This is a genomic window from Gulosibacter sp. 10 (genome assembly GCF_900163695.1).
Lineage (GTDB): Bacteria > Actinomycetota > Actinomycetes > Actinomycetales > Microbacteriaceae > Gulosibacter.
In genome coordinates this window covers 56,151-70,345 of the sequence record NZ_FUIC01000035.1, presented here as the reverse complement: position 1 = coordinate 70,345, position 14,195 = coordinate 56,151, and the positions used below count along the sequence as shown (strand labels likewise).

Genomic DNA, 14,195 nt, shown 5'->3' with positions numbered 1-14,195 from the left:
GGGCCGGAACAGCAGACTTCGACGCATCTGTGCACGGCCGGCCCGGCCGGGGCCGCGACTGGAGCCCGCATCCGTGCGAGGCGACCCGCTCAGAGGTTGCCCGGCACCCCGTCCGTGAGCCGCGGCGGCAGGTCCTTGGGCCGGGGGATGGGCTTGCCGAACAGCCGCATCAGCAGCGAGTACGAGGCGAGCGAGTGGGATCGGGCCCAGTGGGCGTCGATCGCGCGCTCGTAGTGCTCCACCAGGCGGCTCGTGGCCGAGCGCCAGGAGCTCTCGAGCGCCTCTGCGCGCGCCTCCTCGCCCATCCGCACGCGCAGCTCGTCGTCGAAGAGCAGCCGCGAGAGCGCCTCCGTGAACTCCGACTCGGAATCCGGGTCGAACAGGAATCCGGAGCGGCCCTCGGTGACGGCGAAGGGGATGCCGCCCGCGCGAGCGCCCACCACGGGCACCTGCGAGGCCATCGACTCGAGCGCCACGAGGCCGAGCGTCTCGGTGGTGGAGGGGAACGCGAACACGTCCGCGGACGCGAAGGCCGAGGCCAGCGCATCCCCCGACATGTAGCCAGTGAACACCGTGTTCGTACCCGCGAACTCCTGCTCGAGCTGCTCGCGGTCCGGCCCCGAGCCGACCATCGCGAGCCGCACCCCCCGCGACTGCAGCGCGCGGATCTGCGGCAGCAGCGCCCGCAGGTTCTTCTCCTTGGAGATGCGGCCCACGTAGATCATGAGCCTGTCCTCCGGATGCCCGTCGGTGAGCCGCGCGCGCATCTCCTCGGAGGCGCGGTCGGGCCGATAGGTCTGGGTGTCGATGGCCTTCGGCCACAGGTCCACGCGCTCGATGCCGATCTGCTCCGCGCGTGCCACCATCTGCGGGGAGGTGCAGAGGTTCACCTCCGCGAGGTTGTGGACGTCGCGCAGGTACTTCGTGCCGGCGCGGCGGATGGGCGCGAGCCCGAGCGCATCCGCGTACTGCGGCGTGTCCGTGTGGAAGGAGGCGAGCATCGGCAGGTCCCGCCGCGCGGCCGACAGCGCCCCGTAGGCGGCGAGCACCACCGGGTTGACGAGGTGCACGACGTGCGGCGCGAACTCCTCGACCTCGCGCGCGATGTTCGGCGTCGGCAGCCCGAGCTTGAGCTCGGGGTACCAGGGCCGCATCGCCACCGAGTTGACCCGGACGACCCGCGCACCGGCGAAGTTGGTGGGCGGGTCGCCGGGCGCGAACACGAGCACCTCGTGCCCGAGCGCGTCGAGCTGCTCGAGGGTGCGCAGGATGCGGGTCACGACCCCGTCGATCTTCGGAAGGAATACCTCGGTGAACAGCGCGATCCGCATGGCGTCGGACTAGGCGACCGGTGCCGCCGAGCTGGGCACGCCCGCCTGCTGCTTGTCGGTCCACAGCGACGTCGCGGGGATCTTGCCCAGGTCGGCGCGGTCGGCGTACTTGCGCGCGATCTCCGTGACCTCGAGCAGCAGCCCCTCCTCGAGCCTGGTCGGGTTGAGGCCGAGGTCGAGGAAGGTGTCGTTGCGCACGTGCAGCTCGTTCTCGGCCGCCTCGTTGCGCGGGTTCGGCACGTTCTCGACCTCGGCGTCCGCGATCTTCGCGAGCAGCTCCGCGAGGTCGCGCACGCGGTGCGTCTCGGTCATCTGGTTGAAGATCTTCACGCGCTCGCCGGCCGCGGGCGGGTTCTCGAGCGCGATCTGGATGCATCGCACGGTGTCCTGGATGTGGATGAACGCGCGCGTCTGGCCGCCCGTGCCGTGCACGGTGAGGGGGTAGCCCACCGCGGCCTGCATGAGGAAGCGGTTGAGGACGGTGCCGTAGTCGCCGTCGTAGTCGAAGCGGTTGATGAGGCGCTCGTCGAGCGAGGTCTCGCGCGTGTTGGTGCCCCACACGATGCCCTGGTGCAGGTCGGTGATGCGCAGGCGGTCGTTCTTCGCGTAGTAGGCGAAGAGGTTCTGGTCGAGCACCTTGGTGAGGTGGTACACCGAGCCGGGGTTGGTGGGGTAGAGGATCTGCTGCTGCACGCGGTGCGGCTCGGTCGGGTTGCCGTCCCCGTCCTCATCCGCCACGACCTCGATGTCGAGGTAGCCCTCGGGGATCTTCATGCCGGCGGTGCCGTAGCCGTAGACGCCCATGGTGCCGAGGTGCACGAGGTGCACGTCGCGGCCCGACTCGACGATGGCGGTGAGCACGTTGCCGGTCGCGTTCACGTTGTTGTCGATCGTGTAGCGCTTGGTGGCCGAGTTCTTCATCGAGTACGGCGCGGCGCGCTGCTCGGCGAAGTGCACGATCGCGTCGAGCTGCTCGTCCGCGATGAACCGCAGCAGCCGGTCGTACTCCTGGGCCACGTCGATGTTCGCGAAGCCGATGCGCTTGCCCGACACCTCTTCCCACGCGGCGATGCGCTCCTCGATGGGTGCGATCGGCGTGAGCGACTTGGCGCCCAGCTCCACGTCGATGCGGCGGCGCGAGAGGTTGTCGACGATGACCACGTCGTGGCCGACGTTCGACAGGTGCAGCGCGGTGGGCCAACCGCAGAAACCATCGCCGCCGAGAATTGCAATCTTCACGAATACTCCATAACTTGCCTGGGCTTGGCCGTGGGGCCGATGTCGCTTGCCGGCCGGGCGCGTCGAGGGCGCGCCGGGCACTCGTCCCATGCTACTGGCTCGCGTTAACCGGAGTTCAGACTCGATCCGGCGCGAGCGCTCAGCCGTGCGGCGGCTCGAGCTTGCCGATCGCGATGTCGACCTCGGCGTCCTCCGCATCCTGCTCGTCCGCGAACTCGAGGGTGAGCTCGAGCACCTCCGCCTCGCCGCGGTTGAGGATGCGGCCCCATCCCCGTGCGCCGGCGAGCTGCCCCGTGCCCGAGCCGGGGACGACTTTGAGCTGCGCCTCCGCGGCGAGGAACGCGCCGTGGTCGGCGGTGGAGGTGTGCCAGAAGCTGATGGAGCCCTGCCGCCCGCCGATCTCGCCCTCGAAGGAGTCGATGGCGACGTACGTGCCGGAGCCGCTCTCGGCGTCGAAGGCGCTCACCATGAGCACCTGGCTCGTGCCGAGGATGACGCCCTCGGCCTCGGGCGCATCCGCGAGCTCCTCGAACACGCGGCGGATGAAATACCCGGCCAACGGCGTGCCGGTCTCGAAATCGGGGGTGCGGCCGTTCGCATCCCACACGTCGATCCGGAATGAACTGCTTGCGCGCATGGCCGTATGGTGGCACGCGGCCCTGAAAAGGCGGTGTTCGCGCGGCCGTTCTCGCCTCCCGTGCTCAGCCTCGCGTGAGACGATTGGACCATGACAGAGAACGGCCCGGTTGTGGAATTGGATGAGGCCCGCGCACGCGGTCTGCTGAGCGGGCAGAGCCTCGGCCGACTGGTCGAGCGCATCGGCGAGATCACGGAGGTCTTCCCCGTGAACTACTGGAGCGACGGGCACAGGATCGTGTTCCGCACCGCTCCCGGCACGAAGCTCGTCGGAACGGTGGCGGCCAAGGAGATCATCTTCGAGATCGACGAGGTCACCGAGGACACCGCCTGGAGCGTCGTTGCCCGGTGCAGCGCCCGCGTGCTCGACAAGGGCGAGGAGCAGGAGTACGCGGAGCAGCTCGATCTGAAGCCGCTCGTGCCCACCGTCAAGCAGGTGTTCGTGGAACTCTCGGTCGACAGCCTGAGCGGACGCTTCTTCAACCTGGACGACGAACCCGAGGCAGAGCCCGAGACGATCGCGTGACCGAGCGGGTCCGCCTGCACGAGGACCCGGTCATCGACGTCGTCCTCGCGGAGGCGCTCGCGACGGGCGGCATCCCCGAGACCGTCGCGGTGATCGACGACCCCGAGGCGGGGCTCGCCCCGGCGCTGCTCGCGCTCGGCGCCGAGGAGGTGCGCGTCTTCGCCGACGCCGGGCTCCGCGGGCCGCTGCCCGAGGGCGCCGTCGAGGCGGATCCCGGCAACGGTCTGTTCGACGGCGTGCGACTGGTGCTCGGCCGCCTGCCCAAGGCCCTGCTCGAGATCGAGGACCTCGCCGAATCCGCGGCGCTCGCGGCGGATGCCGAGGTGCGAGTGATCCTCGGGGCCCGGGAGCGGCATCTCGTGCGCTCGATGAACGACGCGCTCGGCGCCTCCTTCGCCTCGGTGCGCGGCACGCGAGGCCTGCGCAAGTCCCGGGCGCTCGTCGCGACGGATCCGGCGCCGGATCTCTCGCGCCGATCGCCGGCGGGCGAGCCGAACTTCCCGCAGATCGCCAGGGTCGAGGACTTCGGGCTCGCGGTGGCCGCCCGCGGCGGCGTCTTCGGCGGCGCCGGCATCGACATCGGGACGAGGGCCCTGCTCGGGGCGCTCGGCGCGGAGTTCCCGGATGCGGCCCTCGGCGGCTCGGATGCCGGCGCGTCTCCCGCCGCGCTCGCGGATGATCGCACCTTCGTCGATCTCGGCTGCGGCACCGGCCTGCTCGCGTCGGCGGCCAAGCGGGCCCTGCCGAACGCGACGGTCATCGCCGCCGACCGGTCGTGGTGGGCGTGCGCGTCCGCCGCCGCGACTGCGCGCGCGAACGGCCTGGAGATCGAGGTGGTCCGCGGGAACGCCGGCGAGGGCGTCGCGGACGAGAGCGCGGATGTCGTGCTGTGCAATCCGCCGTTCCACGACGGCCGGGACGTCGACCCCGGGCTCGCCAACGAGCTCTTCCGCGGCGCCGCGGGGATGCTGCGGGACGGCGGCACGCTCTACACCGTCTTCAACTCGCACCTGCGGCACCGCGAGCACCTCGAGCGCATCGTCGGCCCCACCCGGCAGCTCGACCGCACCGCGAAGTTCACCGTCACCGCGTCGACCCGACGCGCCCGGTAGGCTTTCCGGCGCCGCGTCCAGGCGTTCCGACCGGTAGCCTTCCCGGGCCGCGTCCAGGCCCCCAGGGCACTCCGGCCGGCCCGGGGCCACGCTCGGCAGCGTGCGAACGCGGCCCCGGGCCGCCCTCAGCGGCCGCGCCCTTCCCCGGAGCCGTCGTCGGAACCGGAGTCGTCCGTGCCCGACACATCCGTGCCTGACCCCTCCGCGCCCGTCTCGTCCGCACCGGAATCGGCCCTGACCGCGCCGCCGGTCGCGGCGTCGGTCCTCGTGTCCGCCTCCGAGGCATCGGCCGCGAGCGCATCGGTGATGTTCGGGCTGTCGGCGGGGTGCTCATCGGCCATCTCGAGCGACTCCTTCGCGAGCTTCTCGCCGACCGTGAGCGAGGCCTCGCCCGACGCGGCGCGCTCGGGCAGGTTCTCGCCCCGCGGCTGGATGCGTCCGGGCTCGAGCGTGCGGTGCACGTCCTCGGCGGTGACCTTCGCGATCGGCTGCGTGGTCGCGTCCACGTACCACTCGGTGAGCGCCGGGTCCTCGCTGTCGAAGTCGGCGCCGGCGCCCTCGTCGGCGGGCACCGCGTTCGCGCCGAACACGAAGTCGTCGCCGTACTCGTCGATGCCTCGGCGCACGCCCTGGGCGATGGCCGCCCGGGCGTACTTGTGGCGGATGATGTACGGATCCGTCCGGAGGTCCTTCAGTCACGAGACCATGATGCCCATCACTACGAAGGCGAACGGCAGCGCCGAGACGACCATGAGCGACTGCAGGCCGCTGAGCGCATCCTGCCCGCCCGCGAGCAGCAGCGCCACGGCGATGGTGCCGAGCATCAGACCCCAGGTGATCGTCACCCACTTGGACGGCTCGGGGCGGCCCGACTGCGACATCGAGGCCATGACGATCGAGGCGGAGTCGGCGGCGGTGATGAAGAACACGACCACGGCGATCATCGCGATCACCGAGGTGATGGCGCCCAGGGGCAGGTTCTCGAGCAGCCGGAACATCACCTCCTCGCTCGTGCCGCCGAGCTGGAGGTCGATGCCGTCGAGGGACATGAAGATCGCGGTGCCGCCGTAGACCACGAACCAGGCGATGACGATCGCGGAGGGCACGACGACCACGGTGGTCACGAACTCGCGCAGGGTGCGGCCGCGGGAGATCTTCGCGATGAACATGCCGACGAAGGGCGTCCACGACACCCACCAGGCCCAGTAGTAGGTGGTCCAGGCGCCGAGGAACTCGACCGCGTCCTCGCCGTCGTTGGCGTTGAGCGTGAGCATCGCGCCGAGCTGCTGCACGAACTCGACCAGGGTCGTGGGCATGAGGTTGAGGATGAAGACCGTCGGGCCGACGACGAGCACGAACAGCGCGAGGGCGCCGGTGAGGATCATGTTCGTGTTCGAGAGCATGCGGATGCCGCGCTTGACGCCTGAGACCGCCGAGGCGATGAACAGCGAGGTGAGCAGGGCGATCGCGCCGATGAGGAACATGTTGCCCTCGATGTCGATGCCCGAGACGAGCGTGAACCCGCTCTGGATCTGCAGCGCGCCGATGCCGAGCGACACGGCGGTGCCGAAGAGGGTCACGAGGATCGCGCTGAAGTCGATGATGCGCCCGAGCACGCGGTTGGTGGAGCCGGGGAAGACGGGCTCGAAGAGCGCCGAGATGAGCGGGGCGCGGCCGCGGCGGTAGGAGTTGTAGGCGATCGCGCCGCCGACGAGGGCGTAGAACACCCACGCGAGCGGGCCCCAGTGCAGGGTGGACTGCGCCATCGCGGGCAGCACCGCCGCCTGCGTGCCGCCTTCGACCGACTGGCTCGGCGAGGGCGTGTTGAAGTACGTGAGCGGTTCGAGCGGCCCGTAGAACAGGAGCCCGATGCCGAGGCCCGCGGCGAAGAGCATCGAGATCCACGAGGCGGTGGAGAACTCGGGCTTCTCGTCGTCGGCGCCGAGGCGGATGCCGCCCATGCGGCCGTAGCCCACGTAGAGCATGAAGACGGCGATGGCGATCGCGAGGCCGCCGAACAGCCAGCCGAAGTTCTCGGTGACCCAGGCGAGCGACACGGTGCCGGCGGTCTGCAGGCTGTCCGGCGTGATGAACGCCCAGACGATGACGCCGAGCGTCACGGCGATCGCGCCGACGAACACGGCGGTGTTGGTGGGGAACCTCGTGGCCGTCTGCTCGACGCCGATGCCGGGGATGAGCCCGGGGTGTGGATCGGGGATGGGGTTCGGCATCGGCTCGGGCTGAGGGCGCTTGGTGGGAGGCTCAGCGTCGTTGCGTCGGGTGTCGGCCATGGTTCTCGTCCTGTCCGAACAGCGGGATGCCGCTCTCAATCGCGAACAAAGCTAGGACGCTAGCAAGCCGGGGACGAGATACAAGCCGGGATGGTGGCTCTTTGTGCGGGGATTCGCAGGAAGGAGGAGGCTGATCAGGGATTTGCGTTGTTATCGAACCGTGATCTTTCGGGGCGGGAACTGCGTCGGATGCGCGGATCAGCCGAAGGAGCCCGAGGGCGGGGTCCGCGGGAGGTCGGTCTCCGGATCGTCGGAGGCGACGGCCGTATCGAGGTCGCTGCCGAAGGTGTAGCTGGCGCGCACGAAGGTGCCGCTCAGCGCCCTGGGCAGCCAGAAGCGCGCATCCGACCACATCCGCTCGAGCGGCACCTCCTCGAGCGGGAACCACTCGGGGGCGAGCTCCTCGGACTCGGAGGGCTCGCCGATCCACTCGCGGCACAGGTACACCCACGACTCCTGCGACCAGGAGGCGCGCGTGGGGAAGTGGTAGGTGAGCAGGCCCGCATGCCGCAGCGCCTGCGGGTCGACGAAGACGCCGGACTCCTCCTCGATCTCGCGGATCGCGGCGACGCGCGGATGCTCGCCCGGCTGGAGCTTGCCGCCGAGGCCGACGAGCTTGCCCTCGCCGAGGCCGTACTTCTTGCGGCCGAGCAGCACCTCGCCTCCGCGCGCGGATTCGCGCAGGAGATAGGTCACGCACACCTGTGGAAGCGCCATGGCCATAGGGTACTCGCTCGCCGGCACGCGAGTCGCTGCGAAAACCCCGGCTGCACCTCTAGCCTTGTACGGTGCCGTCGCCCTGGTTCCGGCGACGACGTCCGAGACGGAAAGGCCCCGCGCAATGTCTGAAGTGCTCTCGCTGCTGAGCAACTGGCTGCCGCATCAGCGGTGGTACGTCGGAGCGGGGGAGACCCCGGACCTCGAGTTCGTCGGCAGCTACGAACTCGAACCGGCGGCGGAGGACCCGGGGCTGCGCCTCATCACCGTGGCGCTGATGCGCGACGGCTCGCGCGACCCGGCCCCGGTCTACCAGGTGCCCCTCGTGATCCGCGACGTCGACGGGACGGTGGACGCGCTCGGGTTCATCGGCGCGGTGCGCGAGCACGGCGACCGCGCGGCGCTCGTCGACGGCGCGCACGATCCCGCGTTCGCCCGCGCGCTGGTCGAGCTCATCGCGAACGAGGGCGAGGCCTCGGGCGCCCCCGGCCCGGACGGCGCCCCCTCGGTCCGCGTCTACGGCCAGCCCATGCCGGGCGCCCGCGCCGGGCGCTTCGTCACCTCGCGCGTGCTCTCGGGCGAGCAGTCCAACACCTCGATCATCTGCGAGCTGCAGGAGGAGGACGGCGACGCGGCCGTGCCGCTCATCATCAAGCTCTTCCGCACGCTGCAGCCCGGGGACAACCCGGACGTGACGCTGCAGACCGCGCTCGCGGCCGCGGGGTCGCTCAACGTGCCGCCCACCTTCGGGCAGGTCTCGGGGGTCTGGCCGGCCGGGGACGCGGCGGATGCCCCGCCGGCGGAGGGCGCGGCCGGCCACCTGGCGTTCGCGCAGGAGTTCTTCGTGGGCGTCGAGGACGCCTGGCGGGTGGCCCTCCGCGCCGCCGAGGGCGGGGAGGACTTCCGCGCCCCGGCCAGGGCGATCGGCGCCGCGACCGCGCAGGTGCACGGCACGCTCCGCCGCGTGATGCCCACGGTCGAGCCCGGCCGCGAGGACATCGAGTTCGCGACCCGCCAGATGTGGCGCCGCTACGAGCTCGCGGCCGAGGAGGTGCCCGAGCTGCGCGAGTACGCGGCCCGGGTCGAGGCCGTCTACGCGAAGGCGGGCGAGGCGAGGTGGCCCACGCTGCAGCGCATCCACGGCGACTTCCACCTCGGCCAGGTGCTCGCAGTGCCGGATCGCGGCTGGGTGCTGCTCGACTTCGAGGGCGAGCCGCTGCGGCCCCTCGACGCCCGGAACGCGCCGGACGTGCCGGCGCGGGACATCGCGGGCATCCTCCGCTCCTTCGACTACGTGGCCGGAGCGCTCTCGCTGCAGGCCGATCGCGAGGTCGCCCGCGACTGGGCGGATGCGGCCCGCGAGGCCTTCGTGGAGGGCTACGCCGAGGCGCTGGACGAGGCCGAGACGCCGATCCCGGAGGCCGATCGGCGCGCGGTGCTCGCCGCCTACGAGCTCGACAAGGCCCTCTACGAGACGATCTACGAATCCAGGCACCGCCCGCAGTGGCTGCCGATCCCGGTGGCCGCGGTGCGGCGGCTGCTCGGCGAGTAGCCGCCGAGGACGGGAAAGGGGCGGATGGCCGGGGCGGCCGCGTATGCGGCGCCGTCCGGCCATCCGCCCCTTTCCGGGCGATGCGGGAGCGCTAGGCGAGGTAGGCGTGCGTGTGCAGCACGCGGCGCACCTCGTCGGCGCGCTGCGGCGCGCGGCCCTGCTCGCGCTGCAGCTGCTCGAGCAGCTCCTGGCGCGAGAGCGCGGGCGCGCCGATGCCGGTGAGCTGGCGCTCATAGGCGGGGATGAGCTCGTCGCGGCGGAAGCGCAGGGCGTGGCCGAGCACCTCCTGGCCGTGGAGGTGGTTGCGCAGGAACTCCATCTGCGTGTGCCAGGTCGCGGCGGCGGTGGCCGCGTCGTGCCGCAGCAGGCCCGTGACCTCGAGCTGCACCTGGGTGCCGCCCTCGGGCAGCTTGTTGAGCGAGATGCGCACGAAGTTCGTGGGCAGGTCGTTGAACTTCCAGCTCAGGACGAGCGAGCTGGGCACGCGGCGCTCGCGCAGCCGCGCGCGGATGCTGTAGTTCGAATCGTTCGGGTAGGTCACCTCGAACGCCTTGCCGGTCATGATCGGTCCGGACACCGTGCCGAGCCACCGCTCGAGCGAGTGCTGCTCGGTGATGGCGCGCCAGATGGTCTTGCGGTCGAAGGCGGATTCCGCCGTCAGCATGACCGAGTACGTCTCGCCCTTGCGCGAGACGGTGCCGATGATTTCACCCATGTCGTTCCCTCCTGGGTCGCGGGGAGTGGGGCGTCAGTGCCCGTCAGGTGAATTATAGGTGAACAACAGGTAAACGGCTTGACAACGAGGCGGCGGCGAGTCGGCCATGCTTGGCGTTCGCTGGGATCGAACGGCTAATCCTTCCTTGATCTGGGAAAAGGTGTAACCTTGAGTCAGTTCGGCTCAAGGTTTCTGCGAGCCGAGGATCAGACCTGAATCGACAACACCCCAGCCGGTCAGTGGAAGGAGACTCGCATGGCCAATATGCAAGGAGCGCAGGCTCCGAACGAGGAGTCCCAGTCGGCCCTCGAACGCTTCGGCGTCAACCTCACCGATATCGCCCGCACGGGCAAGCTCGACCCGGTGATCGGGCGCGACGCCGAGATCCGCCGCGTCAGCCAGGTGCTCACGCGGCGCACCAAGAACAACCCCGTCCTCATCGGCGAGCCCGGCGTCGGCAAGACCGCCGTCGTCGAGGGGCTCGCCCAGCGCATCGTCGCGGGCGACGTGCCCGACTCCCTCAAGGAGAAGGAGCTCGTCTCGCTCGACCTCTCGGCGATCCTCGCCGGCGCGAAGTACCGCGGCGACTTCGAGGAGCGCATGAAGGCGGTGCTCGAGGAGATCAAGGACTCCGAGGGCGGGATCATCACGTTCATCGACGAGCTCCACACCCTGATGGGCGCGGGCGGCGGCGAGTCGAGCGTGTCCGCGTCCAACATGCTCAAGCCCATGCTCGCGCGCGGCGAGCTGCGGCTCATCGGCGCCACCACGCTCGACGAGTACCGCGAGTTCATCGAATCCGACTCCGCCCTCGAGCGCCGGTTCCAGCAGGTCTACGTGGACGAGCCCTCCGTGGAGGACTCCATCGCGATCCTGCGCGGGCTCAAGGAGCGGTACGAGGCGCACCACAAGGTGTCGATCAGCGACACCGCGCTCGTGGCCGCCGCATCCCTCTCCAACCGCTACATCGCGGCGCGCAAGCTGCCCGACAAGGCGATCGACCTCGTCGACGAGGCGGCCTCGCGCCTGCGCATGGAGATCGACTCCTCGCCGGTCGAGCTCGACAACCTCAAGCGGCAGATCGACCGCATGAAGCTCGAGGAGCTCGCGCTGAAGAAGGAGCACGACGACGCCGCCAAGGAGCGGCTCGCGCAGCTGCGCGAGACCATGGCGGCGCAGCAGGTCGAGCTCGACGCGCTGCAGGAGCGCTGGGACGCCGAGCGCAGCGGCCTCAACCGCGTCGGCGACCTCAAGTCCAAGCTCGACGAGGCGCGCATCCGGGCCGACCGGGCGCAGCGCGACGGCAACCTCGAGCTCGCCTCGCGCGTGCTCTACGGCGAGATCCCCGAGCTGCAGAAGCAGCTCGCGGAGGCCGAGCAGGCAGAGGGTGACGAGGACCGCCTCGTCAACGACCACGTGACCGAGGACGACATCGCGGGCGTGGTGTCCGCGTGGACCGGCATCCCCGTGGGCCGCCTCATGCAGTCGGAGCGCGAGAAGCTCCTGCAGCTCGAGGGGGAGCTCCATCAGCGGGTGATCGGCCAGGATCGCGCCGTGGGCGCGGTGTCGGACGCCATCCGGCGCTCGCGCGCGGGAGTCGCCGACCCGGCGCGCCCCACCGGCTCGTTCATGTTCCTCGGCCCCACCGGGGTGGGCAAGACCGAGCTCGCGAAGGCGCTCGCGGAGCTGCTCTTCGACGACGAGCGCGCGATCGTGCGCATCGACATGTCGGAGTACGGCGAGAAGCACTCGGTCTCGCGGCTCGTCGGCGCCCCTCCGGGATACGTCGGCTACGAGCAGGGCGGCCAGCTCACGGAGGCCGTGCGGCGGCGCCCCTACTCGGTCGTGCTGTTCGACGAGGTCGAGAAGGCGCATCCGGAGGTCTTCGACGTGCTGCTGCAGGTGCTCGACGACGGCCGCCTGACCGACGGCCAAGGGCGCACGGTGGACTTCCGCAACACCATCCTCATCCTCACCTCGAACCTCGGCTCGCAGTTCCTCGTCGACCCGCTGCTCACCACCGAGCAGCAGCACGATGAGGTCATGGGGGTCGTGCGGCGCACGTTCAAGCCCGAGTTCGTGAACCGGCTCGACGAGATCGTCATCTTCGACGCGCTCTCGCCCGAGCAGCTCGCGCGCATCGTCGGCCTGAACATCGCGACGCTCGAGCGGCGGCTCGCCGAACGGCGCATCCGCATCGAGGTCGACGAGGACGCCCGCACGTGGCTCGCCGAGAAGGGGTACGACCCCATCTATGGCGCGCGGCCGCTGCGCCGCCTCATGCAGCGCGAGATCGACGACCGCCTGGCGCGCGCCCTGCTCGCGGGCAAGGTGCACGACGGCGACACCGTCGAGGTGAGCGTCGCCTCGGACGGCGATGCGCTGACCCTCAAGTCCGCCTAGGGGCGGATTCGGACGCTTTTCGGCAATTGGTACCATTTTTCCGATTAGCGGCGAGAGCACCCGAGGAGCGTGTGCCGGAGCCGATCGCGCGTCCTGGAGGAATCAGTGCTGCTTGGCGAGCTGCTTGCCGAGATCTCGCCGGTGGGGACCGACCGGTTCGACCCCGCCGTCGAGGTGGACTCGGTCACCCACGACTCGAGGCTCGCGGGGCCCGGGGCCGTCTTCGTGGCGGTCCCGGGCTTCAACCATGACGGGATGCGGTTCGCGCCCGCCGCGGTGGCCCGCGGGGCGAGGGCGGTCGTCGCGGCATCCATCCCCGAGGCCCGGGAGCCGGGCGTCGCCTATATCGCCGTCGAGGACGTGCGGGTCGCGCTCGCCCGGCTTTCGCGGCGGATCAACGGCGCGCCGGACGAGCGGCTGCGCCTCTACGGCGTGACCGGCACCAACGGCAAGACCTCCACCGCCTACTTCCTCGCGGCGATCCTGCGCGAGGCGGAGCGCCGGGTCGGGGTGATGGGGACGATCGGCTTCGACGTCGACGGCGAGATCCGCGAGACGCCGAACACGACGCCCGAGGGGCCCGTCCTGCACGGCATCCTGCGCGAGGCGGTCGAGTCCGGCGTCCAAGATGTGGTGATGGAGGTGTCCTCGCACTCGCTCGAGCTCGAGCGGGTGGCCGGCATGCACTTCGACGTGGCGATGTTCACGAACCTCACGAAGGACCACCTCGAGCTCCACGGCACCATGGAGCAGTACTACCGCGCGAAGCGGCGGCTGTTCGAGAGCGCCTGCGCGTGCGTGTCGGTCATCGACGTGGACGACGAGTGGGGAGCCCGCGCCGCCCGCGAGCTGGAGGCCTCCGGGCGCAGGGTGATCACGGTGGCGAGGACGCGCGAGGGGGCGGACATCCGCGCCGAGCGGGTCGTCACATCGCTCGCCGGCACGCGCTTCGACCTGGTCGCGTTCGGCGAGCGCGTGCCCGTATCGCTGCGGGCGCTCGGCGACTACAACGTGAACAACGCCCTGGTGGCCGCGGGCGCCGCACTCTGCCAGGGGTATGCGCCCGAGACGGTGGTCGCCGGGCTCGCGGCCGTGGAGCCGGTGCCGGGACGGCTCGAGCGCGTGCCGCACGACGACCTCGACGTCTTCATCGACTACGCGCACACGACGGATGCGCTCGCCTGCTGCCTGGCCGCGCTGCGGGGCCTCTCGGATGCGCCGATCACGCTCGTGTTCGGCGTGCTCGGCGACCGCGTGCCGCAGCAGCGGCGGGAGATGGGCGAGATCGCCGCGAGGGCCGATCACGTGATCCTCACCGAGGACGACCTCAAGCGGGGCACGCTCGACGAGGTCGTGGCGGATGCGGGCGCCGCGCTCGACGAGGCCGGCGCCGACTGGCGGCTGATCGAGAACCGGTGGGAGGCGATCGCCGCCGGGGTCGAGCGCGCCCGGCTCGGGGACGTCGTGGTGATCGCGGGCAAGGGGCACGAGCGGCAGCTCATCCTCCCGCACGGCCGGGGCGTGATCGTGCTCGACGAGGCCGCCGCGGTGCGCGCCGCCTTCGAGGGCCGCGACCCCCGCGAGCTCGACCCCCGCTGACGCCGGACGGGACTGCGTCCCTCCCGCCCCTGTCTCCTGCTGCCCCGTCCCGCCCCGTCTCCCACCGAATCTTG

Annotated in this window: 12 protein-coding genes; 5 read left to right on the top strand and 7 right to left on the bottom strand. The window is 70.8% G+C overall.

From position 1 onward, the window contains the following. Nucleotides 1–89 precede the first annotated feature (89 nt). The 3 genes from FM112_RS12850 to FM112_RS12840 form a co-directional block, all read right to left on the bottom strand. Nucleotides 90–1,331: a glycosyltransferase family 1 protein gene (locus FM112_RS12850; RefSeq protein ID WP_087008219.1), complete on the bottom strand. Its 1,242-nt coding sequence runs from the start codon at nucleotides 1,329–1,331 to the stop codon at nucleotides 90–92. 9 nt (nucleotides 1,332–1,340) lie between these two features. Continuing rightward, nucleotides 1,341–2,570 (bottom strand): NAD-dependent epimerase/dehydratase family protein, encoded by a 1,230-nt coding sequence (locus FM112_RS12845; RefSeq protein ID WP_087008216.1) that lies wholly within the window; start codon nucleotides 2,568–2,570, stop codon nucleotides 1,341–1,343. 139 nt (nucleotides 2,571–2,709) lie between these two features. Continuing rightward, the gene (locus FM112_RS12840; protein ID WP_087008214.1) at nucleotides 2,710–3,207 is read right to left on the bottom strand and encodes a DUF3224 domain-containing protein; all 498 of its coding nucleotides are present in this window, start codon (nucleotides 3,205–3,207) and stop codon (nucleotides 2,710–2,712) included. A gap of 90 nt (nucleotides 3,208–3,297) precedes the next feature. On the opposite strand from FM112_RS12840, the gene FM112_RS12835 reads away from it, so the two are divergent. After that, nucleotides 3,298–3,732 (top strand): pyridoxamine 5'-phosphate oxidase family protein, encoded by a 435-nt coding sequence (locus FM112_RS12835; protein ID WP_087008212.1) that lies wholly within the window; start codon nucleotides 3,298–3,300, stop codon nucleotides 3,730–3,732. Continuing rightward, nucleotides 3,729–4,844, top strand: coding sequence for a class I SAM-dependent methyltransferase (locus tag FM112_RS12830; RefSeq protein ID WP_087008210.1), 1,116 nt, complete (start codon nucleotides 3,729–3,731; stop codon nucleotides 4,842–4,844). The genes FM112_RS12835 and FM112_RS12830 overlap by 4 nt, the downstream gene beginning before the upstream one ends. A 125-nt stretch (nucleotides 4,845–4,969) precedes the next feature. Here FM112_RS12830 and FM112_RS17595 read toward each other — a convergent pair whose 3' ends face one another. The 3 genes from FM112_RS17595 to FM112_RS12820 all read right to left on the bottom strand — a co-directional run bounded on the left by FM112_RS17595 (nucleotide 4,970) and on the right by FM112_RS12820 (nucleotide 7,852). Continuing rightward, nucleotides 4,970–5,470, bottom strand: coding sequence for a hypothetical protein (locus tag FM112_RS17595; RefSeq protein ID WP_254910490.1), 501 nt, complete (start codon nucleotides 5,468–5,470; stop codon nucleotides 4,970–4,972). Nucleotides 5,471–5,539: 69 nt separating this feature from the next. Then, a complete protein-coding gene (locus FM112_RS12825; protein WP_254910489.1) occupies nucleotides 5,540–7,135 on the bottom strand; it encodes a BCCT family transporter in 1,596 nt (531 codons plus the stop codon). A 198-nt stretch (nucleotides 7,136–7,333) separates the two neighbouring features. After that, nucleotides 7,334–7,852 carry an 8-oxo-dGTP diphosphatase gene (locus tag FM112_RS12820; RefSeq protein ID WP_176386824.1) on the bottom strand — a complete coding sequence of 173 codons (519 nt, stop codon included), beginning with the start codon at nucleotides 7,850–7,852 and terminating at the stop codon, nucleotides 7,334–7,336. 124 nt (nucleotides 7,853–7,976) lie between these two features. On the opposite strand from FM112_RS12820, the gene FM112_RS12815 reads away from it, so the two are divergent. After that, nucleotides 7,977–9,404 carry a phosphotransferase gene (locus FM112_RS12815; protein ID WP_140400684.1) on the top strand — a complete coding sequence of 476 codons (1,428 nt, stop codon included), beginning with the start codon at nucleotides 7,977–7,979 and terminating at the stop codon, nucleotides 9,402–9,404. A 91-nt stretch (nucleotides 9,405–9,495) separates the two neighbouring features. Here the strand turns inward: FM112_RS12815 and FM112_RS12810 are convergent, their stop codons facing one another. Then, the gene (locus tag FM112_RS12810) at nucleotides 9,496–10,119 is read right to left on the bottom strand and encodes an SRPBCC domain-containing protein (protein ID WP_087008203.1); all 624 of its coding nucleotides are present in this window, start codon (nucleotides 10,117–10,119) and stop codon (nucleotides 9,496–9,498) included. Between the two features lie 255 nt (nucleotides 10,120–10,374). Here FM112_RS12810 and FM112_RS12805 point away from each other — a divergent pair, with 255 nt between their 5' ends. Continuing rightward, nucleotides 10,375–12,522 carry an ATP-dependent Clp protease ATP-binding subunit gene (locus tag FM112_RS12805; RefSeq protein ID WP_087008199.1) on the top strand — a complete coding sequence of 716 codons (2,148 nt, stop codon included), beginning with the start codon at nucleotides 10,375–10,377 and terminating at the stop codon, nucleotides 12,520–12,522. Between the two features lie 105 nt (nucleotides 12,523–12,627). Then, nucleotides 12,628–14,121: a UDP-N-acetylmuramoyl-L-alanyl-D-glutamate--2,6-diaminopimelate ligase gene (locus FM112_RS12800; RefSeq protein ID WP_176386823.1), complete on the top strand. Its 1,494-nt coding sequence runs from the start codon at nucleotides 12,628–12,630 to the stop codon at nucleotides 14,119–14,121. Nucleotides 14,122–14,195: the final 74 nt, after the last annotated feature.

Excerpts from the sequence above, each read along its gene's own strand:
- FM112_RS12850 (WP_087008219.1), bottom strand. The coding sequence starts at position 1,331 with ATGCGGATCGCGCTGTTCACCGAGGTATTCCTTCCGAAGATCGACGGG.
- FM112_RS12825 (WP_254910489.1), bottom strand. The coding sequence starts at position 7,135 with ATGGCCGACACCCGACGCAACGACGCTGAGCCTCCCACCAAGCGCCCT.
- FM112_RS12805 (WP_087008199.1), top strand. The coding sequence starts at position 10,375 with ATGGCCAATATGCAAGGAGCGCAGGCTCCGAACGAGGAGTCCCAGTCG.
- FM112_RS12840 (WP_087008214.1), bottom strand. The coding sequence starts at position 3,207 with ATGCGCGCAAGCAGTTCATTCCGGATCGACGTGTGGGATGCGAACGGC.
- FM112_RS12815 (WP_140400684.1), top strand. The coding sequence starts at position 7,977 with ATGTCTGAAGTGCTCTCGCTGCTGAGCAACTGGCTGCCGCATCAGCGG.
- FM112_RS12810 (WP_087008203.1), bottom strand. The coding sequence starts at position 10,119 with ATGGGTGAAATCATCGGCACCGTCTCGCGCAAGGGCGAGACGTACTCG.
- FM112_RS12835 (WP_087008212.1), top strand. The coding sequence starts at position 3,298 with ATGACAGAGAACGGCCCGGTTGTGGAATTGGATGAGGCCCGCGCACGC.
- FM112_RS12820 (WP_176386824.1), bottom strand. The coding sequence starts at position 7,852 with ATGGCGCTTCCACAGGTGTGCGTGACCTATCTCCTGCGCGAATCCGCG.